General features: G+C 60.9%; 23 protein-coding genes. 10 read left to right on the top strand and 13 right to left on the bottom strand.

Annotated elements, in window-relative coordinates:
• Positions 1 to 26: 26 nt before the first annotated feature.
• Positions 27 to 1,631: a 5-guanidino-2-oxopentanoate decarboxylase gene (locus tag AB4O16_RS21315; RefSeq protein WP_460155734.1), complete on the bottom strand. Its 1,605-nt coding sequence runs from the start codon at positions 1,629 to 1,631 to the stop codon at positions 27 to 29.
• Positions 1,632 to 1,783: 152 nt separating this feature from the next.
• Here AB4O16_RS21315 and AB4O16_RS21310 point away from each other — a divergent pair, with 152 nt between their 5' ends.
• The 8 genes from AB4O16_RS21310 to AB4O16_RS21275 all read left to right on the top strand — a co-directional run bounded on the left by AB4O16_RS21310 (position 1,784) and on the right by AB4O16_RS21275 (position 9,614).
• Positions 1,784 to 2,689, top strand: a complete 906-nt coding sequence (locus AB4O16_RS21310) for a LysR substrate-binding domain-containing protein (protein ID WP_160387126.1) — start codon at positions 1,784 to 1,786, stop codon at positions 2,687 to 2,689.
• A gap of 269 nt (positions 2,690 to 2,958) precedes the next feature.
• The gene (locus AB4O16_RS21305; RefSeq protein WP_460155733.1) at positions 2,959 to 4,050 is read left to right on the top strand and encodes an ABC transporter ATP-binding protein; all 1,092 of its coding nucleotides are present in this window, start codon (positions 2,959 to 2,961) and stop codon (positions 4,048 to 4,050) included.
• An 89-nt stretch (positions 4,051 to 4,139) separates the two neighbouring features.
• Positions 4,140 to 5,252, top strand: coding sequence for an ABC transporter substrate-binding protein (locus tag AB4O16_RS21300; RefSeq protein ID WP_160387124.1), 1,113 nt, complete (start codon positions 4,140 to 4,142; stop codon positions 5,250 to 5,252).
• 10 nt (positions 5,253 to 5,262) lie between these two features.
• Positions 5,263 to 6,135 (top strand): ABC transporter permease, encoded by an 873-nt coding sequence (locus tag AB4O16_RS21295; RefSeq protein WP_103394243.1) that lies wholly within the window; start codon positions 5,263 to 5,265, stop codon positions 6,133 to 6,135.
• A gap of 7 nt (positions 6,136 to 6,142) precedes the next feature.
• Complete coding sequence (locus tag AB4O16_RS21290; protein ID WP_160387123.1) at positions 6,143 to 6,970, top strand: ABC transporter permease; 828 nt, start codon at positions 6,143 to 6,145, stop codon at positions 6,968 to 6,970.
• 36 nt (positions 6,971 to 7,006) lie between these two features.
• A complete protein-coding gene (locus AB4O16_RS21285) occupies positions 7,007 to 7,192 on the top strand; it encodes a hypothetical protein (RefSeq protein ID WP_160387122.1) in 186 nt (61 codons plus the stop codon).
• 70 nt (positions 7,193 to 7,262) lie between these two features.
• Positions 7,263 to 7,967, top strand: a complete 705-nt coding sequence (locus AB4O16_RS21280; RefSeq protein WP_460155732.1) for a hypothetical protein — start codon at positions 7,263 to 7,265, stop codon at positions 7,965 to 7,967.
• Between the two features lie 216 nt (positions 7,968 to 8,183).
• The gene (locus AB4O16_RS21275; RefSeq protein ID WP_460155731.1) at positions 8,184 to 9,614 is read left to right on the top strand and encodes an aminotransferase-like domain-containing protein; all 1,431 of its coding nucleotides are present in this window, start codon (positions 8,184 to 8,186) and stop codon (positions 9,612 to 9,614) included.
• Between the two features lie 114 nt (positions 9,615 to 9,728).
• Here the strand turns inward: AB4O16_RS21275 and AB4O16_RS21270 are convergent, their stop codons facing one another.
• The 10 genes from AB4O16_RS21270 to AB4O16_RS21225 all read right to left on the bottom strand — a co-directional run bounded on the left by AB4O16_RS21270 (position 9,729) and on the right by AB4O16_RS21225 (position 19,074).
• The gene (locus AB4O16_RS21270; RefSeq protein ID WP_460155730.1) at positions 9,729 to 10,529 is read right to left on the bottom strand and encodes an N-acyl homoserine lactonase family protein; all 801 of its coding nucleotides are present in this window, start codon (positions 10,527 to 10,529) and stop codon (positions 9,729 to 9,731) included.
• A gap of 14 nt (positions 10,530 to 10,543) precedes the next feature.
• Positions 10,544 to 11,503, bottom strand: a complete 960-nt coding sequence (locus AB4O16_RS21265; protein WP_460155729.1) for a diiron oxygenase — start codon at positions 11,501 to 11,503, stop codon at positions 10,544 to 10,546.
• 67 nt (positions 11,504 to 11,570) lie between these two features.
• Positions 11,571 to 12,329: a TauD/TfdA family dioxygenase gene (locus AB4O16_RS21260; RefSeq protein WP_460155728.1), complete on the bottom strand. Its 759-nt coding sequence runs from the start codon at positions 12,327 to 12,329 to the stop codon at positions 11,571 to 11,573.
• Between the two features lie 21 nt (positions 12,330 to 12,350).
• Positions 12,351 to 13,223: a branched-chain amino acid aminotransferase gene (locus tag AB4O16_RS21255; RefSeq protein ID WP_160387116.1), complete on the bottom strand. Its 873-nt coding sequence runs from the start codon at positions 13,221 to 13,223 to the stop codon at positions 12,351 to 12,353.
• Between the two features lie 31 nt (positions 13,224 to 13,254).
• Positions 13,255 to 14,595 (bottom strand): KamA family radical SAM protein, encoded by a 1,341-nt coding sequence (locus AB4O16_RS21250; protein WP_160387115.1) that lies wholly within the window; start codon positions 14,593 to 14,595, stop codon positions 13,255 to 13,257.
• A 32-nt stretch (positions 14,596 to 14,627) separates the two neighbouring features.
• Positions 14,628 to 15,272 (bottom strand): glutathione transferase, encoded by a 645-nt coding sequence (gene yfcF / locus AB4O16_RS21245; RefSeq protein WP_460155727.1) that lies wholly within the window; start codon positions 15,270 to 15,272, stop codon positions 14,628 to 14,630.
• 267 nt (positions 15,273 to 15,539) lie between these two features.
• Positions 15,540 to 16,025, bottom strand: a complete 486-nt coding sequence (locus AB4O16_RS21240) for a cupin domain-containing protein (RefSeq protein WP_460155726.1) — start codon at positions 16,023 to 16,025, stop codon at positions 15,540 to 15,542.
• Positions 16,026 to 16,104: 79 nt separating this feature from the next.
• Complete coding sequence (locus AB4O16_RS21235) at positions 16,105 to 16,599, bottom strand: RidA family protein (protein ID WP_046040191.1); 495 nt, start codon at positions 16,597 to 16,599, stop codon at positions 16,105 to 16,107.
• A gap of 50 nt (positions 16,600 to 16,649) precedes the next feature.
• Positions 16,650 to 17,930 (bottom strand): ATP-grasp domain-containing protein, encoded by a 1,281-nt coding sequence (locus AB4O16_RS21230; protein ID WP_460155725.1) that lies wholly within the window; start codon positions 17,928 to 17,930, stop codon positions 16,650 to 16,652.
• 43 nt (positions 17,931 to 17,973) lie between these two features.
• Positions 17,974 to 19,074, bottom strand: a complete 1,101-nt coding sequence (locus AB4O16_RS21225) for an MFS transporter (protein WP_460155724.1) — start codon at positions 19,072 to 19,074, stop codon at positions 17,974 to 17,976.
• A 148-nt stretch (positions 19,075 to 19,222) separates the two neighbouring features.
• Between AB4O16_RS21225 and AB4O16_RS21220 the strand changes: the two genes are divergently transcribed.
• Complete coding sequence (locus AB4O16_RS21220; RefSeq protein WP_460155723.1) at positions 19,223 to 20,641, top strand: aminotransferase-like domain-containing protein; 1,419 nt, start codon at positions 19,223 to 19,225, stop codon at positions 20,639 to 20,641.
• A gap of 498 nt (positions 20,642 to 21,139) precedes the next feature.
• The gene (locus tag AB4O16_RS21215; protein ID WP_460155722.1) at positions 21,140 to 21,418 is read left to right on the top strand and encodes a DUF3077 domain-containing protein; all 279 of its coding nucleotides are present in this window, start codon (positions 21,140 to 21,142) and stop codon (positions 21,416 to 21,418) included.
• A gap of 59 nt (positions 21,419 to 21,477) precedes the next feature.
• On the opposite strand, the gene AB4O16_RS21210 is transcribed toward AB4O16_RS21215, so the two are convergent.
• Together AB4O16_RS21210 and AB4O16_RS21205 are read right to left on the bottom strand one after the other, a co-directional pair.
• Positions 21,478 to 21,792 carry a helix-turn-helix domain-containing protein gene (locus tag AB4O16_RS21210; protein ID WP_007970375.1) on the bottom strand — a complete coding sequence of 105 codons (315 nt, stop codon included), beginning with the start codon at positions 21,790 to 21,792 and terminating at the stop codon, positions 21,478 to 21,480.
• Positions 21,789 to 22,133 (bottom strand): toxin, encoded by a 345-nt coding sequence (locus AB4O16_RS21205; RefSeq protein WP_460155721.1) that lies wholly within the window; start codon positions 22,131 to 22,133, stop codon positions 21,789 to 21,791. The genes AB4O16_RS21210 and AB4O16_RS21205 overlap by 4 nt, the downstream gene beginning before the upstream one ends.
• Positions 22,134 to 22,156 lie beyond the last annotated feature (23 nt).

Below are 22,156 nucleotides of genomic sequence, written 5' to 3'. Positions count from 1 at the left end.
GGCGACCTGAAAAATTTGTTGTTGTTTTAGTCCGCCAGAAACGTTGCGGCGTCGACCTCGATCATCACCGGTTCGGTAATGTTGGCGAGTTGCCCCAGCAGCTTGCGCAAACCTTGCAGATTGTTGGCCCGGTGATGGCTGACGTGGCAGCTTTGCGCGAGGGCGGCGAAGTCCGGCGTGAGGATGTCCACCCCCAGCAACGGCACCGCTTTGGCATTCATGTAGTCGCGGATTTCGGCGTAGCTGCTGTTGTTCCAGACCAGCAGGATCACGCCGACACCGGCCTCTTTGGCGGCGATCAGTTCGGCGCTGGAAAACTGCAAGCCGCCGTCACCGACCAATGCCACCACCGGGCGCGATGGTTGGGCGAGCTTGGCGCCGATGGCGGCGGGCAACCCGTAGCCGAGGGTGCCGTAGCCGCTGCCGGCGTTGAACCAGCTGTTGGGGGTTGGCGCACGGTAGCCGAGAGCGCCCTGATACACCGGTTGAGTCGAGTCGCCGACGATCAGTGGCTGCGGCAGGTGGTCACGGACGGTATCGAGCAACGCTTGCATACGGCCCTGTTTCGCGCTCCAGCCAGCACGTTCGATGGCGTTGACCCGGCTCACCCGCTCACCTGCCCAGGCCGAATCAGCCTGGCGTTGCGGCAGGCGTTCCAACAGCGCAAGCAAGCCCTGTTCGGCATCCCCCAGCAAACCGACCGTGGCCGCTTGTACACCGAGGATTTGCAGCGGATCGATGTCCAGGCGAATCAGCGGCGCCTTGAACGCCAACGGGCCGAGGCCGAAAAAGTCGTAGTCGGTTTCACCCAGTTCGGTGCCGACCGCCAGCACCACATCAGCTTCGGCGATCAGTTCGCGACCGTGAGCCGACGACTGCACGCCGTCGAGCAACAACGGATGTTCCGGGGCCAGCAAACCGCGGGCATTGGTGGTCAGCGCCACGGGAGCCTGCAAGCGTTCGACAAGTGCGCTCAGGGTTTCGGCCGCCCGGCGCGCGCCACCACCGGCGAGAATCAATGGACGCTTCGCGTTGCTGATCAGCGCAACCGCTGCATCAATGTTTTCTGGCGCAGGGGCTGGCGCGGCAGGCAACGCACGCGGACGCAGGTCCAGGCCGTCGGCCGACATCTCCAGTACATCCAGCGGAATCTCGATGTGCACCGGCCGCGGCCGCGTGCAGCCAAACAAGGCAAAGGCCCGCGCCAGCACTTCCGGCAATTGCGCTGGATGTTGCAGCGTATGGCTGAAGGCGCAGACCCCGGCGACCAGTGCGCGCTGATCCGGCAGTTCATGCAGGTGGCCATGGCCCAGGCGCAGGTGTTCGCGACGGTTGCAGGTGGAGATCACCAGCATCGGCACCGAGTCGGCATAGGCCTGGCCCATGGCGGTGATGATGTTGGTCATGCCCGGGCCGGTAATGATGAAGCACACCCCGGGCTTGCCGCTGGCGCGGGCATAACCGTCGGCCATGAACCCGGCGCCCTGCTCGTGGCGCGGGCTGATGTGCTTCAGGCGACTGCCGTGCAGGCCACGGTACAACTCGACGGTGTGCACGCCGGGAATGCCGAAGACGGTTTCAACACCATAACCTTCCAGCAACTGAACGAGCGCCTCGGCACAACGGGTCATGCAGCACCTCTTGGATAAGGGGCCACCTCGGCCCAACGACGAATGGGGCTAGTATTGTTGAATCAACCGATACAACAATCGATTTTTTTTGGCCTGACTGTTCGATTTACGTCACCATACGAGCCATTCAAAACAAACAACGGGATGGATTTATGCGCTTTCCTTCGATGACAGCCCTTCGCGCGCTGGATGCGGTTGCCCGCACAGGCAGCGTGTCGGTCGCGGCCCGTGAACTGAACCTGACCCGCAGCGCCATCAGCCACCAGATCAGCAAGCTCGAGGAGTGCGTCGGCTTTGCCCTGACCGAGCGGATTGGCCGGGGCATCGGCCTGACGTATCAGGGCGAACGTTATGCGCGGGAAGTCCACGGGATTCTGTTGAACCTGCTCGACGCCGGGCAGTTGATCGACGATCAGGAGATTTCCGGCCGGTTGTGCGTCAGTTGCGCTCCGGGCTTCGCCACCTATTGGCTGTGCCACCACATCGGGGCGTTTCTACGCCAATACCCGCAGGTGCAACTCCAGCTCATTTCGCCCCGTACCCCGGATGACGTGAACAATCCGGCCGCCGACCTGTTCATCGCCTACGGGATCGGCGACTGGCCGGAGGTGATCGTTGAAGAGATCGTGGCGTTGCGTTTCTTCCCGGTGTGCAGCCCGCGCCTGATCAACGCCCTGGGCGGCCTGAAAACCCCGCAGGAACTGAGCAACTACCCGTTGCTGCACATGACCGACTACTCGGACTGGCGCGTGTGGCTGACCACCGCGGGCGCCTCGGGGGTCAACGCGGTGAGCGGCATCCTCTTCTCCGATGCGCACTGCGCACAGTCCGCCTGCATTGCCGGCCAGGGCATCGCCATCGGCGACAACCTGATCAGCGGCGATGCCTTGTCCAAGGGTCTGCTGGTGCGGCCGTTCGACATCACCATCGATCTGCACCGTGGCTATTACCTGGCGGCCGACCCGCAAAAAGCCGAGCGCGCGGTGGTCCAGGCGTTCAGCAATTGGGTCAAGACGCAGTTACAGTCATCCCACCAGACCTGGCAGGACACCCTCTGACGACAGGTCGGATAGGCCCTGGCAACTGCTGATCTGTAGGAGCCGGCTTGCTGGCGATGGCGGCCTGAAGAACGCTATCGCCAGCAAGCCGGCTCCTACAGAAAAGCGGTCGATGCACCTTCAAAAATTGAGTAATAAAACTAACCAATACGCGCAAAATAATTCCATTGATGTAGCGATATTTTTAACAATAATGAGTCCCCAAAGCCCATTTCGGATCTGCATCCGTCCTCGTACGTCATATGGGCAATAAAAAGGGGAACCTCATTGTGTCCAGCCGTTCAGCGGTTCAGCTCAGCGCTCAAGGTATCAGCCAGTATTACGGCCGTTTCGCGGCGCTGGATAACGTCGATCTCGACGTTCGCCAAGGCGAGTTTCTGACCCTGCTGGGTCCGTCCGGCTCGGGCAAGACCACCTTGCTGATGATCCTGGCCGGCTTCCTCAGCCCGACGTCGGGCAAGCTGATGGAGCAAGGCGTCGACATCATCAGGCGCTCCGCCGAGAAGCGGAACTACGGCATGGTGTTCCAGGGTTATGCGCTGTTCCCGCACATGACCGTCGCCGACAACGTCGCCTACCCGCTGCGCATCCGCAAAGTAGCGGCCGAAGAACGCAACCGTCGGGTCAAGCACATCCTTGAAGTGGTCGGCCTCGGCGCGCACATGCACAAGAAGCCATCCGAGATGTCCGGCGGCCAGCAGCAGCGCGTGGCGATTGCCCGGGCACTGGTGTTCGAGCCGGAACTGCTGCTGCTCGACGAGCCGCTGTCGGCGCTGGACAAGAACCTGCGCGAACAACTGCAAACCGAACTGCAACGCATCCACCGCCAGGTCGGCACCAGTTTCGTCTTCGTCACCCATGACCAGAACGAAGCCCTGGCGCTGTCGTCGCGCATCGCGATTTTCAACCACGGCAAGCTGACCCAGGTCGACACCCCGGAAAACATCTACAACCGCCCCGAGAGCCGTTTCGTCGCCGAATTCCTCGGCAAGATGAACCTGTTCCCGCTGGACAACCTGACCCGCAACGGCCAGACCGCCAGCGGCCGTTGCGGCACCAGCGTGCTGCATGCGCAGGCCCCGAACGCCCTGAGCGCCGCACCGATCGTGCTGGCCGTGCGCCCCGAGCACATGGAACTGCACAGCGCGTGCCCGACCCGGGATGGCTACAACGTCATGCCCGCACAGCTCACCGACAAGGTCTACCAGGGCTCGAGCACGCATCTTTCCCTGAAAGTCGGCGGCGACACCTTGCCGATCAATCTGTCCGTGCCGGGCAATCACCCGGGCGCCTCGATGCCCGGCGGCGCGCCGGTGTGGCTGAGCTGGCCGGTGCAGCAAAGCTTCCTGCTCCAGGCTTGACCCTTAAAAAATTGCGTCACAAAGCTCTCTTCCAATGACAACAAAAAGGCCGGTGCCCACGCAGGTGCCTGCCGACTGAGGACTTGCCCATGCGCCAGGATCACCAACAAGACTGCATCGAAGTGCTTATCGAAAAGGCCCGTGACGGTCAGATCAACCGTCGCACCTTCATCCAGGCCATGGGCCTGCTGGCTGCCGTGCCATTGGCGCTGCGCAGCGGCATCAGCTGGTCGGCGGACAAGCCACTGGTGGTGGTCAACTGGGGTGGCGATGCGCTGAACGCCTTCCGCTCGGCATGGACCGACACCTTCACCAGGAACACCGGCATCCAGGTGCGCATCGACGGCGCCGGCCCGACCGAAGGCGCCATCCGCTCGCAACTGGCCAGCGGTCAACCGAGCTGGGACGTGGTCGACGTCGAGAGCTACAGCGCCATTGTGCTGGGCCGGGAAAAGATCCTGCAGCCGCTGGACTACAACGTGATCAAGCGCGATCAGGTGGCTCCGGCACTGGCCTCCGACTTCGGCATTGCCAGCTACCAGTTCAGCTACGTGATGGCCTGGGACAGCGAAAAATTCGGTGAAAACGGGCCCAAGACCTGGGCCGATTTCTGGGACGTGAAGAAATTCCCCGGCAAGCGCACCTTGTACAAATGGATGAACGGCATGCTCGAAGCGGCCCTGCTCGCCGACGGCGTTCCGGCCGACCAGCTGTACCCGCTGGACGTGCCACGGGCGATGAAGAAGATCGACGAGATCAAGCCGCACGTGCTGTCGTTCTGGAGCTCGGGTGCCGAGAGCCAGCAACTGATGGTCGAGGGTGAAGTGTCGGTCGGTGCGATCTGGCACACCCGCGCCAAGCTGCTCAGCGAAGACACCGACAACCGCGTGCGCTGGAGCTTCGACAACGGCTTCATCAACTCCAGCAGTTGGGCGGTGCTCAATGGCAACCCGGGCGGCACTCAGCCAACCATGCAGTTCATCCAGCAAGCGTTGCAACCCGAAGGCCAGCTCAAGCTGTTTGAACTGCTGGGCAACGGACCGTCCAACAGCGCCACGGAAAAACTGATGTCGGCCAAGCAGCTCGAAGCCAACTGCGCCTCCGAAGAAAACCTGAAAAAGCAGATCGCTCTCAACGCCCAGTGGTACGCCGACAACTATTCCAAAGCCCTGGAAGAGTACCTGACGCGGTTGTCCAAGTGAGCCTGTGACCATGACTACCACCCTGACCTCAACCCTGACCAGCCCCAAGCCCCGCTTCAGTTCGCCGGGCCTGGAGCGCGGCTTGCTGCTGTTCCCGCTGCCGGTGTTGCTGCTGGTGTTCTATGTGCTGCCGTTCCTCGGCGTGGTCGGCTGGAGCTTCTCGCTGCCCACTCCGGGCATCGAGCAGTACCAGCGCATCGCCACGGACCCGGCCATCCACGAGATGCTCTGGCGTACCTTGCGCCTGTGCCTGACCGTCAGTGGCCTGGCCTTGATGATCGGCTACCTGCTGGCCTACTGCTGGGTGTTCAGCCCGCCGTTCTGGCAGCGCGTGGTGGAGATCTGCATCTTCATTCCGTTCTGGATTTCCGTGCTGGTGCGGGCCTTCGGCTGGCTGATCGCCCTGCGCAGCAACGGCGTGCTCAACAACGGGTTGATGGGCATGGGCTTGATCGATCAGCCGCTGCAACTGAGCCGCAATGAAATCGGCGTGGTCATCGGCATGCTCCACGTGATGATCCCGTACGCAGTGTTCCCGCTGCTGTCGACCATGCGTCAACTCGATCAGCGTGTGCTCATGGCCTCGCGCGGCCTTGGTGCCGGTGCCCTGCGCACCTTCTGGCAAGTGCTGCTGCCGCAGACCCTGCCGGGCATTCTCGGTGCCTTCATCATGGTCTTCGTGTTCTGCCTGGGCTTCTTCATAACGCCGGTGCTGCTGGGTGGCGGGCAAACGGTGATGATCGCCGAGTATGTGTTCCTGCAAATGTTCCAGACCAGCAACTGGGGCCTGGGGGCTGCACTGAGCGTCGTGCTTCTGGCGTTGGTCAGTGCATTGATCTGGGTGCTGCTGAAAATGACCCGCGTGAACCGACTGGTAGGCTGAGATATCTATGAATACCCATCGCACAAGCCTGAGTACCCGCCTGCTGGCCGTGGTCGCCATGGCCTTCATGCTGTTCCCGCTGCTGACGGTCATTCCGGTGTCGTTCACCAGCAAACGCTTCCTGTCGATGCCCGAAGGCAACTGGTCGCTGCGTCACTACGAAGCGCTGGTGAGCAACCCTGACTGGTTCCACGCGATCAGCCAGAGCCTGACCATCGCCTTCGCCACCAGCATCATCGCCACGTTGCTCGCGGCGAGTTTCAGCCTGGGCATCTGGTACATGCGCTCGAAATGGGCCACGGCGCTGATGGGCCTGGTGCTGTTGCCGATGGCGATCCCGCCGGTGATCTCCGCGCTGGTGCTGTACTTCATGGAGACCAAACTCGGCCGCTTCGCACCGGGCATGGGCTACGACACCCTGACCGGCGTGGTGATCGCCCACGTGATCATGGTGGTGCCGTACGGCGTGGTGACCATGCTGGTGGCGTTGAGCAACGTCGACCGACGCATCGAACTGGCCTCGCGCAACCTCGGCGCCAGCCTGATGCAGACCACCTTCATGGTGATCTTGCCGAACCTGAAACTGGGCCTGGCCTCGACTGCCCTGCTGGGGTTCGCCTTGTCGTGGGAAGAGGTGGCGGTGACGCTGTTCATCACCAGCGTCAACGTCGACACCTTGCCCAAACGCATCTGGAGCGGCCTGCGCGATAACGTCGACCCGAGCGTCGCGGCGATTTCGGTGTTGCTGATCAGCCTGACCTTGTTGGTATTGATTGGCCGGTTGGTGGTGCAGCATCTGGCGGACAAACGCGCGCAGAAACTGCAGCATTCCTGAGCACTGCACATCCCTGTAGGAGCGAGCCTGCTCGCGATGGACGTCAACGATAACGCGCTCATCCTGGATGAACGCGGTGTCCTTGAGACCATCGCGAGCAAGCTCGCTCCTACAGAGTATCGGTTTATCCAGAACAAACGCGTGATCGTAAGCGCCCATCGCGAAAGCAAAAACTTGACCAGCCGCCTGTTCGCCCGTGACAACGTCGCCCCGGTCCAATAGATTAGTCGGCCTGAAAAAGCCCCCGTGCTTTCTCGCCCCTATTCAAGTTCAAAGAAGTAGTGAAATTTCAATGTCCGATTCCAACACCGCCGAATCCGTAGTTACCCTGTCGTCCAAAGCGGAATACGAAAACTCCATCAATCTTTCACAACACGTTCCCCAGGCAAAAACCATCAGCGAGATGGTGCTGGACGCTTTCCAGTCCACCCGCGAAAGCGATCAGATCCGCGAACTTCGCGTCGCGATCCGCCAGGCCCACGACAGTTTCGACGACGACAAGGCCTACGAACTGATGGGCCAGCTCAAGCAGCTCAAGGACGCCGAGTCGGCAGACATCGCCGCCCTGGAAGACCTGAGCATCAAATTCCCGATCAGCCGCATCCTGTCCAGCTTCAAGGATGATCCGGCGTTCCAGGAAATCGTCTACGGCCTGGCCCTGAAGGTGCTGAACCAGACGCATCAGGCCATCAGCAACCCGAGCGGCGGCAAGAGCAAGGCGGCCAAGGCCAAGAAAGAACTCGAAGTGTTCACCATCAGCAAGGACGGCGTGAGCGTCACCCTGCCGCTGCGCACCCCGCGCTCGCGCCTGAACGTCGACCGCGAGGCCCTGGAGTTCCTCGGCTTCACCTTCGTTGGCGAAGGCGAAGAGGCAGAGCTGGAAAGCGAGACTTTCCTGGACAACAGCGGCGCCGAGCAAGCGGTCAACCGCAAGAACATCATCACCGCCCTGCAGCAGCAGACCGCGTTCGACGGGTACAGCATCGCCGCGCAGTAAGGCCCCTCGCCACACAGTAGTCAGCGACTGACACAAGAGCCCCGCCATCAGTGCGGGGCTTTTTATTGCCCGTGATTCGGGCAAAACCGCGATTACTCTTCCAGTATCGACGCAGAACACCACTTCCCTTCACCCATGAGCACCACGGGTCCGCCTGCGGGGAGCGTCAACTCACTTTCCAGCCCAGACCCCGGTGGTGCAACTGCCGAGGTCATCATGAACACGCCCCCCTTGTATCGCCAGTTGGCCAACCACTACCTGGACGCGATCCGCAGCGGCACCCTGAAAGCCGGTGAACGCTTGCCCTCGATCCGCTTGATGATGGAAAAACACGCCGTCAGCCTGTCGACCGCCGTGCAGGTGTGCCGGGAACTGGAGGACTACGGTGTGCTGGAAGCCCGGCCACGCTCCGGCAACTACATTCGCCAGCCCGACATCGCGCCCAGGCCGGCCCCGTCTGCCCTGGCGCCAGCGCTGGATACCAGCGTCTATGTCGGCATTCATGAACAGGTCTGCGCGGTGCTCAAGGCCAGTCAGCGTGCGACGATCAAGGTCAACTTCGCCAGCGCCTACTGCGCACCGCAGCTTTACCCGTTGAAGACCTTGCAAGACAACATGATCAAGTCGCTGCGCTACGACGCCGATCTGCTCGGTGCCGCAGGCTCGACCTGCGGCAACAGCGCATTGCGCAGCCTCCTGGCGCGTCGGGCGCTGGCCAGCAAGACCCATCTGGCCCCCGAACGGATCGTGATCACCAACGGCGCCACCGAAGCGATCAACCTGGCCTTGCGCGCGGTCACCCGCCCCGGCGACACCGTGGCCGTGGAGTCGCCGACCTTCTACGGCCTGCTGCAAATTCTCGAAAGCCTGAGCCTGCGGGTGCTGGAAGTCCCGGCCTCGGCCCACACCGGGCTCAATCTGGCGGCCCTGCAACTGCTGCTGCAGGGCCCCGAACGGGTCAAGGCTTTGATCGTCATTCCCAACCTGCAAAACCCGCTGGGCAGCATCATGCCCGATGCCAACAAGGCGCGGCTGGTGAAAATCTGCGCCGAGCACAACACGGTGCTGATCGAGGACGACACCTACGGCGACCTGGTGGACAGCGAGCAGCCGCTGTCCACGCTCAAACACTGGGACCGCACCGACAACGTGATCTATTGCGCCTCGCTGAACAAAACCCTGGCACCGGGCATACGCCTGGGCTGGATCAGCGCCGGCAAATGGCACGACCGCGTGGAGATGCTCAAGCACACGCAATCGCGGGGGTGCGAGGTGTTATCGCAATTGGCAGTCAGCGAATTCATGCGTACACCGTCCTACGAACGTTACCTGCGGCGGTTGCGCAAAACCCTGACCCAACAACGTCAACAGATGAGCGAGGCGATCATTCGCTACTTCCCCCTCGGCACCCATGTGACCAACCCCCAGGGCGGTACGCTGTTATGGGTGGAACTGCCGCGCCGGCATTCATCGATGCTGCTTTTTCAGGAAGCGCTGAAGCTCGGCATTCAGATTTCCCCTGGGGATATCTTTTCCAACGCCCATCGTTTCGATCACTTTGTGCGCATTGGCTGTGGCGCGCCGTACTCGCCACGGATTGATGAGGCGCTGCTGACGCTGGGGCGCATCCTGAAAAATCAGGGTTAACCGCGATCCTGTGGGAGCGAGCTTGCTCGCGATAGCGGTGTGTCAGCCACATCAATGTTGAATGTGCTGCCGTCATCGCGGGCAAGCCCGCTCCCACAGGTTTTGGGGTGGTCTTCAGATTGGATTCTGGTGCAGGCAAATGATATGCGGGTCGTCATTCCAATGCGGGAAGCGCTCGGCGATCAGCGGGTCGTGGCCGGGGATGACGTGGTCTTCGCCATCGGCCAGTCGGTCGATCTCGGTGAATGCTTCAAGGGTTTGCGCCAGGTCATCGAGAATCGGAAACGGGCTGCGCTCACGAATGTTGACCCACAAATGCGCAGCATCGGATGCCAGCACAATCCAGCCGCGTCCGGTATTCACCCGCACCACCTGGCTGCCCGGCGTATGCCCGCCCACCGGGTGCAGCGTCACGCCGGGAAGCACCTCGACAACACCGTTGTGCAAACGCATCCGCCCTTCGAACAGCGGCGGCAGCGCCGACATCACATCCTCGACCTCGTAGGTTTTGTTCAGCGTGCGATGGGTCATTTTCGGCCCGGTGCAAAAGCGCAGTTCCGCTTCCTGCAAATGCACGGTCGCCTTGGGGAACAGTCCAAGGTTGCCGGCATGGTCCCAATGCAAATGGGTCAGGATCAGGTGCTCGACCTGCGCCGGGTCGATGTCCAGCTGCCGCAGGGATTCCTCCGGCAGGCGGTACATCTGGCGATTTCGCCGATCCGCCGTGGCTGGTTGAAAACAGGTGTCGACCACGATCACCTGTTGCTCGTTGCGGATGACCCAGAAGTAGTAATCCAGCGGCATCGGCGCATTCGGATCACCGCAGCAGGCGTCGTAGAGAAAGTTTTCCCTGGCGGTGCGCTGGGCGTTTGCGCCGACACGAATAGCGAACACTTCGTACACAGGAGCAGACATAGACACCTCCAGGTTCAGGCGGCCGCCGTGGTTTTGAGGGTCGGACGGAAGTCGAAATCGATCTGGTCGCTGATGCCCAGGTCCCGGGCCAGCTTATGCAGGCCGCTGTAGTCACGCATGATGGTCGCGTTCTTGTTGCTCTCGCGGGTGTCGGCAATGATCAGCGCTGCGTCCTCGACCCCGAGCTGCGTCAGAATCGCCTCCCACATCGAGTAGTCCTGAGCGATAAAAGCGCTCAGCGCCACCGACAGGTTGCGTGCGAAAAATTCCCGCTGCATGGGCTGCATGTTCGCGTACATGACCTTGGCCACTTCGGCGAGCACCTTGCTGTGAGCGTATTCGTCACGATTGTGCAGTTCGGCCACGCGGCGGTTCTGCGGCTGGATGCTCTGGTCGTCCGCGAGCAAATCCAGATACGCGTTGACGCTGATCTCGGCCACCACCGCAAAGGTGATCGCCGCCAAATCCCGCTGCCATTGCTCGGGCAGTGCTTCACGCTGTGCTTTCAGGCGCAGGTAAGTGACAGAGGGGGGCAAGTCCAGATCCTGGTCCAGCGCCCGATCCAGCCGGGTCCGTTCGATGGCGCGCAGGTGCATCAGCGTGTGGTAGTGCTCGTCGATCAGGGTCTGTTGCATGGCCTCGCGAAAATGCCAGTCGTCCTTGCCCAGGTACTGATTGGCGATCACGCTCAGGGCCGGATTGACGATGAGTTCTTCGGCGGTGACGGTGCGCAGGTTGTAGCCGATCCAGCCCCAGGTCACCACGCTGCTCTTGAGCTCGTCGCTCAGGGCCTGGAATTTCGGATGATGGAAGAACGGCACCATGCACTCCGGGTAATCCGGGCGCAGCGGGTCGAACACTTCGTCGATCAGGGCCCTGTCCGGTGCACACACGGACGCGCGCTTGGTCCAGGCCTGGTTGAGCCGCACGATCAGTTGGTGATCGACCTGGGCGATCTCGATTGCTGTTTGCATGACGCGATACCTGTAAGACGCGTACCCGCCAAGGGGTACGCCAAAAGAATGAAGGGCGCCGGAAAAATCAGGCCAGCCAGTAGCGGGTCAGGTTGCGCGCCGGGTCAGTGTAACGACTGCGAGCGTGGATCATTCGCCAGTTGTCCCAAATCAGCAGGCATCCGTCGGGAATCAGTACCGCAACGTTGTGCTCGACGAAGTACGCCTCGCCGAGCGCGGCAAACCGGGCCAGCGGCGAGGTGCTGTTGGCGACCAGGGATTGTTGTAGTGCTTCCCTGGACGGGTTTACATCGCCGTAGTGAAACTGGTTGTAACTGAAACGGAAAATATCGCCGTCCTCCGTTGGCGTGAGGATGTATTCCCTGACCCGCCGTTGCCCCGGTTCACCCGGTTTGGCCGTGGCGACAAACTCTACCGGCGTGTCGTCCAGCCATTGGCGCAATTGCGGCTCGCTGCGTTCCAGAGACTTGAGAAATTCATAACCATCCACCAGGCCGGTGTGCCCGCCACCGCACGTGGCCTGTGTATGGCAGTGCAACGCCAGATAACGCGGCGGCGGCCCGTACACCGGTGCTTCGGTGTGCGGACCGATGCCGTTCATGCTCTGGGAATACGGCAAGTCTTCGTAACCCGGCTTGCGGGTAATGGCAAAGGCCGTCTGGCCGTTGAACTGCGGAATGATCGGACCGAACGCCTGCAAGTTGCCTACGACATCATCGGCAAATTCGTCCGGAGTCAGCACAGTCCAGCCCAGCGTCGACAGTTCTTCATGACGATGGCCGAGCGAGATGCACGGTTGAGACGCAACAATCCCTTGGTCTGACATGGTGAGATTCCTGGCAGGTGATCAGGCGTTTACGGTTGAGGTGTAAGCGGCAATGAGGTCGCGGCAGGTATCGCCCGGTCGGTAACGCTGCTCATCGATGCTCTGCACCGGGGTGATTTCAGCGGCGGTACCGGTGAGAAAACACTCGTCGAAGTCGCCAAGCTCCGTAGGCAGAATCGTGCGTTCGACCACTTGATAATCCAGCGCCCTGGCCAGCTCGATCACGGTCTGGCGGGTGATGCCGTTGAGGAAGCAATCCGCCAGCGGCGTGTGCAGCGTCCGGCCTCTGACGAAGAACACATTGGCGCTGGTGGCTTCGGCAACGTGGCCGCGCCAGTCGAGCATCAGTGCATCGTGGTAACCGCTGTTCTCGGCGTCGTGCTTGCTCAGCGTGGCGATCTGGTAATGCCCGGACGCCTTGGCTTCGAACGGGCTGCTGCACGGTGGCGGGCGACGCCAGGTCGCGGTTTTCAAGCGGATGCCGGCCATGCGCGCCGCCGGATCGAAATAGCTCGGCCACTGCCAGCAAGCGATGGCCACATGCACTCGGTTGAAGCGCGCCGAGGTGGAAATCATCTCGCTGCCCCGCCAGGCCACCGGCCGCAGATAACCGTCGACCACCTGGTTGCGTTGCAGCAGTTCATGGCTCGCCGCCTCCAGTTCAGCCAGCTCATGGGGGATGGCAAAGTCCATCAGTTGCGCCGAGCGATACAAGCGCTCGCTGTGCTCGCGCAGCTTGAAGATCTTGCCGTTGTAGACCCGCTCGCCTTCATACACGGTGCTCGCGTAATGCAGGCCATGGGTCAGCACATGCAACTGCGCCCGGGACCACTCGACGAACTCGCCGTCGAGCCAGATAACACCCTCGCGCTGATCAAACGGGATACTGCTCATTTCCATATCTCCCCATTTTTCATGAATTTTCCTACGCCGTTTCCAGCAACACAGGTATCAATTCCGGCACCGCGGCCAGTTCGTTCTGAAAGAAGAACGCACGCTCGCCGAAGGCCGGTTGCAAGTCGTCGAACCAGGTGACGTGCGGATCAAAGCGCGCGTAGAACGTGCGCAACACCCATTGCGGATTGCGTGCCTGGAGGAACTGCAGAACGAAGACCTTTTCCCCGGCGACGGTCTCGATACCGTTGATCAGCACCTTGCCGTAGAAGGTGCTCATGGACGGCCCGCGCACCGTTCGCGCCAGCCCCGACACCGTGCGGTACGCCGCCTGGAAGATCTCGAAGGCCCGCGCCAGCGGCATCGCGAAGTAATGGCTGGGGCCGGTGTCGCGCTCCACGAACATGTAGTACGGCACCGCCCCGAGCCGCACGCCTTCGGTCCACAGCGCGGCCCAATCGGCGGGGTTTTCGTTGATGTGGCGGATCACCGGCGCCTGCATGCGCACCGTCGCGCCCGTCGAGCGAATGCGCTCGATGGCCTGGCGGGCGATGGCCGGGCGGATCTCCACCGGGTGGTTGTAGTGCCCCATGATCGACAGGTTTTTCCCCGCCGCGACGATTCGCCGGAACAGCTCCAGCAGCTCGGGCGCATCCTTGTCGCTGACAAACCGCTGCGGCCAGTACGCCACGGATTTGGTGCCGATGCGGATGTTCTTCAGGTGCGGCAATTCCAGCAGCGGTTCGATGTAACCCGCCAGCGAACGGGTGTTCATGATCATCGGGTCGCCGCCGGTAATCAGCACGTCAGTCACTTCGCTGTGCACCTTCAGGTAGCTGACCAGTTCCCGGGATTCACGGGCATTGAACTTGAGTTCTTCCTCGCCGATGAACTGCGCCCAGCGGAAACAGAAGGTGCAGTACGCGTGACAGGTCTGACCGGCCCCGGGGAAAAACAGCACGGTCTCGCGGTACTTGTGCTGGATACCCGGCAGGACCTTGCCATTGAGGGTGACCCCGTTGTGCGTCAACTGCCCGGCCGGATGCGGATTCATGCGCAGCCAGATCGCCTCGATCCGGCGCTTGATCGCCGCACTGTCATCCAGCTCGATCAGGTGTTTGAGCGAGGCATACTCGTCCGCCAGCAACATGTCCTTGTGCGGGAAAGTCATGCGGAAAATCGGGTCGTCGGGAATGTTGTTCCAGTCGATCAGCGTGCCCAGCACATATTCGTTGGTGCGAAACGGCATGACCCGCGCCACCACGGTCATGGCCTCCTGTAACTCCGGCGTCAGCTTGTGCCAGTAGGGTGTGTCGCGGATGGTGCGTGAGTTATAGGGTGTGTAGCGTTCGTGCTCCGACAGTCCTTGCATGGCCGCGCTCCTGGTGAATGCCCTGAGTGTTGTTAGGCGATGGCCGGCGCTTTGCGCTCTATGTCCATCCACGCCCGGACGCTGTCGCGGTCCCACTGTCGCTGCACATAGGCTTCGAGCCGCGCCGGCACCGGATCACCGTTGGCCACCAGTCGGTTGAGCATGATTGCCAGGTCGGTGTCGGCAATGCTCCAGTCACCGAACAGATGTTCGGCGCCCTCTTCCAGCAAATGGTCGGCGACGAACAACAGACGCTCGACGGCAGCCTGGGCATCGGCGCTCAAGGGCAGATCCTTTTTACCGAAATAGACCAGATCAAACGGGCGTTCCCTGCGCACCACCAGCAAGTCACTGCGCAACCAGGCCTGCAATTGACGGGCACGGGCGCGTTGCTGGATGCCCTGCGGATAAAGTTTTGTATGCCCCGGGGTGAGCTCATCGAGGTACTCGGCAATCGCCGATGATTCCGCCAAGGCAAAATCTTCGTGAACCAGAGTTGGAACTTTGCATGTCAGCGAAAGATCGCGATAAACCGGCAAATAGTTTTCGCGGGCTTTTAAATCAACCGGCACAAGTTCAAATGAAAGTTGCTTTTCCTTGAGCGCCACAAAAGCCGACATCGCAAAAGCGCTGACATGATCGGCGCCGACATACAGTTTTAGCTTGCTGTTTTCCATAGAGCACTCCATTCACTGACTGCAGGGATTAACGTGCATTGGAAGTGATCGTAGTTAGTTGAATGAGGGCTGAATAGATACAGAATTTGTTCGTTTCAATCGATACAGAAAGTTCGTTTACGCGGGCAAACGCAGAGGCAAAAACAGGCTCGGGAGCGGGTCGTGAAGGCAATGAAAAACGTAGGAGTCGGCTTGCCGGCGATGGCGGTCCCGGGAACGCTATCGCCGGCAAGCCGGCTCCTACGAAAAAGCGCTGGTGGGGGGGAATTACGGCTGGGTGGTGATCAGGCCATGGCTGTCGGCAAAGTTCGACAGCAACGCCATTTGCGGCATGTTGCTCATGTTCAGCATCGCCAGAGGCTCGTATTTGCTGGTGTTGACGAAGCCATGCCGGGTCCAGGCCGGCACCAGCAGCACGTCGCCGCTGCTGACGTCGACCCCGTCGGCATCGCCGAGGGTCAACACCCCGCTGCCGCACTGGATGACAAACAGATGCCACCAGGAATGCGCGTGACCGTTGAGCGTCACACCGGGGTTCAGCCATTGCATGGCGATCGCCATCCCAGGCGTCACTTCGCAACCCCCAATGCTTTTGTCATGAGCCAGCGCGACGATATCAACGTCGCTGGCTTCGAGGGTCTGTCGCATTCCCGCCAGTTCGCTGCCTTTCCATACTTTGGGACTTGGCGCTCGATGGTGCAGGCTTTGACGGAAGTCCTTATATGAAAAAAACGCACCTTGAAAGTTATCCATTCGTACGCCCTTTTTATTTTCAACACTTTAGCGCTAAACACTAAGTTAAGGATTCAGCGCTGTAAAGTATGGAAATAACTTACAACACCGATGGACGCAAGGCCGCGATCATGTCCACCTCTATCGCGGCATTCTTGGGTAACTGATAAACACCGACGGTGGTGCGGGTATGTTTACCGGCATCGCCCAATACATGACTGAACACATCCGAGGCGCCGTTGGCCACTTCGCTCAAATCGACGAAATCCGCCGTGGATTTCACATAGACCGTTACCCGGATCAATGACTTGATCTTGTCCAGCGAACCAATCGCATCGACGATCAACGCCAGCCCACGCATCGCACTGATGCTGGCGGCGGCTTGCGCGTCGGCCATGCTGAGGTCCAGCCCGACGCGGCCCGGATAGTGGATCTTGCCGTTCATGCGCGGCACCAGGCCACTGATGTACAGCTCGTCATGATGGCGTATCAGCGGCGCGTAGTGCCCGCCTGCGGTGTTTTCGCCATAGATGTCATAACCAAACTCTTTGGCCAGGGCGATGAAGCGTTCATCGCAGGTCATGTGCTGGATCATGGATCGAACCCTCTTGATCGGTAATGCAAAAAAAACGGCTGCTGGCCAGCTCAACCTGCGGCGCGAGTGGGCGGCGCCAGGCTAGTGACCTCGATGTGTGACTCAATCACTTCGGCCAGGCGCAACAGGTCGTTGCTCAGTTGCCCGTAGTGTTCGTTGAACAACACGATGTGGCCGACGAATGAAAAATTGTCTTTGACCAGCGCGTCGACCGAGTCGCCGATACGCTTGGCGTATTGGCCTTCCACCAGGTCGATGCGCAGCGCGCGGGCGAGAGCCTCGATGTCGGGCATTGTGCGCAGGATGCCGCCGGCCGGCGCCTTGAGCAGGCGAATGCCGCAGTAACCACGGGCCACTGGCTCGTGCTCTTCGGTCTTGCCTTCCACCGCCCAGCGCACCCAGCGTTCCCACGGATCGAAATCGACGAAGGCGCGTTTGGCCAGGTCCCATATGTGCATGCCGCCAGGGCGCATGTTGGTTTCCACGGCGGAGGTCAGGTTGTCGCTGCGCAGGAACACTTCGTTGTGCCAGGCACCGTTGTCCCGGGACACCAATGCCGACATGTGCCGACCGGCCGCCATCAAGCGCGCCTGCACCTCAGCCGCCAGCGGTGCGGGCACGACTTGCTGGATCTCTGCGCGGTAGGCGCCTTCGGTGGTGGTTTTTTCAGTCACCCAGGTGCTGCCGGCCACGTAGTCCCAGCTGTATTCGCGGGCGTTCTGCACCAGCTCTTCGAGAACGATGCCGCCCTCGCGGTAGGGTTTCAGGGCAAGCCAGGCGTCGTCGCATTCCGAAGGGTGATGGATCACGCGACAACCTCGGCTCGCACCTTCGCAGGCCGGTTTGATGAAGGCCTTGCCGCCCAGTTCGACGACGCGCTGGCGCAGTTCCGGCAGGCTTTCGACCCGCGCGGAAAACACCGGCCGGTATTCTTCAGGGGAGCTGCTGGCCGCCGCTTCGAGGCGACGGAAGATCTGCTTGTCCAGGCCCGCCCGTGCCTCGCCCGGGGTAATGCCCGGCAAGCCGAAGTGACTGGCCAGCGCGGCCCCCAGCAGCACGCCGCGATCGGAGAACGGCAGTACGCCGATCAGCTTCCAGCTGTCGGCATTCAGGCACCCCACTACCAGTTCAAGGGACGCCGCCACGTCTTTCTCGGCCAGCGAAGTGCTGCAGACGTGATCGGCCACCTGGTCGTCATGGGGCTGAATCTTCTCGACCAGCAGGATGAGCCTGGCGTTGTAGAGCGACTTGCACAGCTCGCGCAGCTTCTGGATGTCGTGAACTCGACTGCCGTTGTAACCCACCACTACCACGCATGAAGTCGTATTCATTGATGCCCCCGACCCGCAAAGTGAAATCCGCAACGGCGATGACTCAGTCATGCAACGACGCATTGGATTTACGGTTGAGCCAATACCAGGCCAGGATCCCGCCGGCGCCGATGGCGGCGAGGACCAGCGCGTTGTACGGCGCCGGCACCACTCGCATGATCAACACGGTCAGCCCGGCCCCTACCCCCAGGGACACTTCCTTAACGAACATGTTGTTTTGCTTGACCGAAAAGTAATCGAGGTAGCTGAAGGCGCATTCGGCGATCGACAGCAGCGCCACCCAGATCAGCGCCCCGGCGAGGGTCTCGACGTGGAACGCGGATGGCGACGACAGCACGGCAAAGCCGCCGACGATGATCCCGATCACCGCGAGCACCTTGAAGCGCCCCGTGCGCTCGATCAGCTTCATCACCGGCACCTGGGCGAAGACCACCACGGCACTGTTGAGGATCAGCATCAAGCCGTACCAGGCCGGCAGCTCGCCGGTCTTGAGCAGGATCGCCTGGGGCAGGATCGAGAACACCCCGAACAGCTTGATGCCCATGATGATCCCGGCGATTACCCGGGGCAGTTTGCTGCCCCAGTTGCTGCCGGCCTGGCTGGCCGGGCGGGATGCCAGCGGTTCGGTGGTGAAGGTCGCACCGAGGGCGATCGGCAGGCACAGCAGCACGAACGCCGCCGCACCGAGGAAAAACATCGTAGGCGTGAGCAGTGGCGACAACAGGATCAGACCGGCCACCAGGCTGCCCATGTTCATGGCCACGCGGTTGTAGGCCGCGCCTTCCTTGGTTTGGGCCGCTTCGCTCTTGATCAGGTAACCGGCAATGGCAATGCCATAGGCGAACAGTGCGGCGGCAAACATCACCATGCCTTGATTGCTGGTCAGCGCCAGCAGCACCAGGCCAAGGCCGGCACACAGCAGCGTGACGCTCAGGGAGCGGCGGCCAAGCACCAGTAGAGTCAGGGGCAACAGCAGCAGCAAGGCGCGATATCCAAGGGCCAGGATGCTGTTGGTGGCGGTGTCGAGCCAGACGTTGGCCTTGCCCAGCACCGCGAACAGCGAGACAGCGGTGATCATCCGGATCGTGAATAACCGCAGGTTAATGACCGGTTTGGCCACCGCGACCGTTGTTTCGACACCCATGCAGCACCTCAGGAACCGGGAGAACGCCCGCCAACAAAGGCCGACACTCGGAAAAGTCTGTAAGGGCATGGTAGAGAGAGAGGCTTGTCCTGATCAGAGCAAGTTCGTATAGAATCCAACAAACTTTACTGCCGGAGAGACCAGTAAAATGCAGGTTCAACGCGCAGTCATTGCCGCCATTGAATTCCAGCCCGGCGTGCCGCTGGTGCAGCAGATCGTCGATCAGCTGACCCGGGCGATCAGCACCGGTGGCCTGCCCCATGGCGCCAAGCTGCCGCCGATTCGCGAACTCTCCGACTTGATGAACGTGGGCAAGTCCACGGTGGTCGATGCACTGGACCGCTTGCGGGCCAAGGGGCTGGTGGTGTCTCGCCAGGGCTCCGGGCATTACGTGCATCGCTCCGAAGCGGCGCTGAAAAGCGGCACCGGCCCGGACCTGCAACCCCAGGACACCCTGAGCGTGGTACGCCGCGCACTGCTGCTGGACAACGGCGCGCTGCGCCCCGGCTGCGGTTTTCTGCCGACCTCGTGGCTGCCCGCCGAAGAATTGCAGAAAGCCGTGCGCAGTACCCTGCGAGCGACGTCGTTGCGCATGGGCGAGTACGGCGTGGCCGGCGGATATCTGCCGTTGCGCCAGGCCCTGCGGGTCAAACTGGCGACCTTCGGCATCGAAGCGCCGGTGGACCAGATCATCACCACCGCCAACACCATGCAGGCCATCGACCTGTTGATGCGCCTGCTGGTCAAACCCGGCGACACCGTGCTGCTCGACGATCCGTGTTACTTCAACATGCACGCCAACCTGGCGCTGCACGGGGCCAAAGTCATCACCATTGCGCGCAATCGCGACAACATCGACCTGGACGCGTTCGAGCAACTGCTGATCGCCCACAAACCCGTGCTGTACATGACCAACAGCACCCTGCATAACCCCACCGGCCACTCGTTCACCCCAGCCCAGGTGTACCGCTTGCTGGAACTGAGCCACCGCCATGGCTTCCACATCGTCGAAGACGATCTGTACTGCGACATCCAGCAACGCCGCACCCCGCGCCTGGCGGCCAGCGGGCTGGACAACGTGAGTTACGTCTCCGGCTTCTCCAAGACCCTGACCGCCAACAGCCGCGTCAGCTACACCGTACTCTCGCCACAATTGGCGGCACGCATGGTCGCGCTGAAAATGGCTTGCGGCGGGGTGACGTCGGAACTGGCGGAGCAGATCACCTGCACCATGCTCAGCGATGGCAGCTATGCCAAACATGCGCGGCGCACGGTGGATCGGTTGTATGAATCCAATAGTCGTGTGGCGGGTTGGCTGGCCGAGGCCGGGTGTTCGCTGTCGTCATTGCCGGGTGAAGGCGTATTTATCTGGGCGCGGTTGCCGGACGGCTTGCACGCCGAGAACCTGGCTCGCCAGGGGCTGGAGAACAACATGGTATTGGCGCCGGGCACGTTGCTGAGCAAAGCGCCGGATGCCAGCCAGTTCCTGCGATTCAACGTGGCTCACAGCGACAGCTTGCAGGTGCGGGAACGGTTTTTCCGGTTGCTCGAAAAACCAGGTAAATAACTGCCACTCACCGATCCTGTGGGAGCTGGCTTGCCAGCGATGAGGCCGTCACATCCAGCATCAATGTCGCCTGACACACCGCCATCGCGGGCAAGCCCGCTCCCACAGGGCCTGCAGTGTCCCGGCCATCCCCGGCCACCAGATCGCTACGATTGCCGACCTCATCCTTGCCCGCTAACTTCGCCCGGTCGCTGCCAATTCAGCGACCGGGCCTGAGAACCCGGGTAAGATACGGGCGCACAAGCGCCACCAATCACGATTGCCGGCGCTTTTTTTATGCCAGTACATTCGTGCAATGGCGGCTGTGCGTGGGAGACCTTCGGGTCTGCCGGATTCCTGTATCTCCGGTTTCTCAGCCCGCGCATAGCTGCCACCCATTCGCCTGAGAACGAACGTGGTAGCTCTCAACTTGATTCGGGAGCTTTACTCATGAATGCTATTGGTCTGTCTGCTTCAAACGTCATTCACCACCTACCAACCAACAGGAGGTGAAGCCCAATGACCATTCCCCAAGACCTCAAAACCATCGGCCTCACCCCCTTCTCCTACCACGCCAACGAACCCCTGTTCCGCATCAATGCCGGCGTCCCGGTAACCGAAGCCCTCTACCACGCCTCCGACCTGCTCCACCTCGCAAAACTGCTCGCCTCAGACGCAGCCATGGTTCGCGACTCCGACCGACACGCCTGGGCCTCGCACTTTTTGCAGGACATGAGCAAGGCAATCATCGATGACGTGGTTAAGGTGCTCGATGCACCGTGTAACAACCGCGCGTGAATGAAAAAGCCCCGCGTTTCGTTTGAAACGCGGGGCTTTTCAGATATTCGACGATGTGATCAGACGACTGCCAGTCGATCAACCATATCCGGAAACTTCTCAACCAACCTGATCAGCAAGGCGGCCTGAGCATTGGGCTTCGACTTTTCCTGCTCCCAGTTTCTCAGGGTGCTGGGACTGGTTCGAATTCGCTTGGCGAAAACAGCCTGGGACATGTGTAGCTTTTCCCGTAGCGCAACGATTTCTTGCGCCCCCACCTCAGGTGCAGGGATGTCCTCCACAACCGTATTGCGCAATGTAATCTTGCCTTCGCGTTGAGCCGCCATCTCATCAACGCCCTGCATCAACTCTGCAAACAGGTCGCGTTTTTTCATGGGGTACCTCGTTTTTTCAACTCTATCTCTATGGCTTTCTTGAGCACCTTCTCTTGGTCGGCGGTCAAATTCTCAAGCTCATCTTTGTCATAAATTGCAAACATCCAGAACTGGCCATCATTCATAAGCCAATAATAGATAACCCGCAAGCCACCTCGCCTACCTTTACCTCGGCGTCCATCAGCCCAACGCAGCTTTCGGAAACCGCCTGTTCGAGGCATGACATCACCCGCTTGCGGGTTCAACTGCATGTGCGACTGCAACGCACGATACTCATCGTCCGTCAGATAATTACCAACGGTAGCAGTGAAAGATGTGGTTTCGAAGAATACGGTTCGCATTAGCCAACTATAAGCAAACTGCC

Source organism: Pseudomonas sp. S2_H10, from assembly GCF_054668285.1.
The sequence above is the reverse complement of the archived record's forward strand: the minus strand, read 5'-3'. Positions and strand labels throughout refer to the sequence as shown.

What these genes read in the sequence shown, in the direction of transcription:
- AB4O16_RS21315 (WP_460155734.1), bottom strand. Translation starts at nt 1,631, where the DNA reads ATGACCCGTTGTGCCGAGGCGCTCGTTCAGTTGCTGGAAGGTTATGGT.
- AB4O16_RS21310 (WP_160387126.1), top strand. Translation starts at nt 1,784, where the DNA reads ATGCGCTTTCCTTCGATGACAGCCCTTCGCGCGCTGGATGCGGTTGCC.
- AB4O16_RS21300 (WP_160387124.1), top strand. Translation starts at nt 4,140, where the DNA reads ATGCGCCAGGATCACCAACAAGACTGCATCGAAGTGCTTATCGAAAAG.
- AB4O16_RS21295 (WP_103394243.1), top strand. Translation starts at nt 5,263, where the DNA reads ATGACTACCACCCTGACCTCAACCCTGACCAGCCCCAAGCCCCGCTTC.
- AB4O16_RS21290 (WP_160387123.1), top strand. Translation starts at nt 6,143, where the DNA reads ATGAATACCCATCGCACAAGCCTGAGTACCCGCCTGCTGGCCGTGGTC.
- AB4O16_RS21285 (WP_160387122.1), top strand. Translation starts at nt 7,007, where the DNA reads ATGGACGTCAACGATAACGCGCTCATCCTGGATGAACGCGGTGTCCTT.
- AB4O16_RS21280 (WP_460155732.1), top strand. Translation starts at nt 7,263, where the DNA reads ATGTCCGATTCCAACACCGCCGAATCCGTAGTTACCCTGTCGTCCAAA.
- AB4O16_RS21275 (WP_460155731.1), top strand. Translation starts at nt 8,184, where the DNA reads ATGAACACGCCCCCCTTGTATCGCCAGTTGGCCAACCACTACCTGGAC.
- AB4O16_RS21270 (WP_460155730.1), bottom strand. Translation starts at nt 10,529, where the DNA reads ATGTCTGCTCCTGTGTACGAAGTGTTCGCTATTCGTGTCGGCGCAAAC.
- AB4O16_RS21265 (WP_460155729.1), bottom strand. Translation starts at nt 11,503, where the DNA reads ATGCAAACAGCAATCGAGATCGCCCAGGTCGATCACCAACTGATCGTG.
- AB4O16_RS21260 (WP_460155728.1), bottom strand. Translation starts at nt 12,329, where the DNA reads ATGTCAGACCAAGGGATTGTTGCGTCTCAACCGTGCATCTCGCTCGGC.
- AB4O16_RS21255 (WP_160387116.1), bottom strand. Translation starts at nt 13,223, where the DNA reads ATGAGCAGTATCCCGTTTGATCAGCGCGAGGGTGTTATCTGGCTCGAC.
- AB4O16_RS21250 (WP_160387115.1), bottom strand. Translation starts at nt 14,595, where the DNA reads ATGCAAGGACTGTCGGAGCACGAACGCTACACACCCTATAACTCACGC.
- yfcF (WP_460155727.1), bottom strand. Translation starts at nt 15,272, where the DNA reads ATGGAAAACAGCAAGCTAAAACTGTATGTCGGCGCCGATCATGTCAGC.
- AB4O16_RS21240 (WP_460155726.1), bottom strand. Translation starts at nt 16,025, where the DNA reads ATGGATAACTTTCAAGGTGCGTTTTTTTCATATAAGGACTTCCGTCAA.
- AB4O16_RS21235 (WP_046040191.1), bottom strand. Translation starts at nt 16,599, where the DNA reads ATGATCCAGCACATGACCTGCGATGAACGCTTCATCGCCCTGGCCAAA.
- AB4O16_RS21230 (WP_460155725.1), bottom strand. Translation starts at nt 17,930, where the DNA reads ATGAATACGACTTCATGCGTGGTAGTGGTGGGTTACAACGGCAGTCGA.
- AB4O16_RS21225 (WP_460155724.1), bottom strand. Translation starts at nt 19,074, where the DNA reads ATGGGTGTCGAAACAACGGTCGCGGTGGCCAAACCGGTCATTAACCTG.
- AB4O16_RS21220 (WP_460155723.1), top strand. Translation starts at nt 19,223, where the DNA reads ATGCAGGTTCAACGCGCAGTCATTGCCGCCATTGAATTCCAGCCCGGC.
- AB4O16_RS21215 (WP_460155722.1), top strand. Translation starts at nt 21,140, where the DNA reads ATGACCATTCCCCAAGACCTCAAAACCATCGGCCTCACCCCCTTCTCC.
- AB4O16_RS21210 (WP_007970375.1), bottom strand. Translation starts at nt 21,792, where the DNA reads ATGAAAAAACGCGACCTGTTTGCAGAGTTGATGCAGGGCGTTGATGAG.
- AB4O16_RS21205 (WP_460155721.1), bottom strand. Translation starts at nt 22,133, where the DNA reads ATGCGAACCGTATTCTTCGAAACCACATCTTTCACTGCTACCGTTGGT.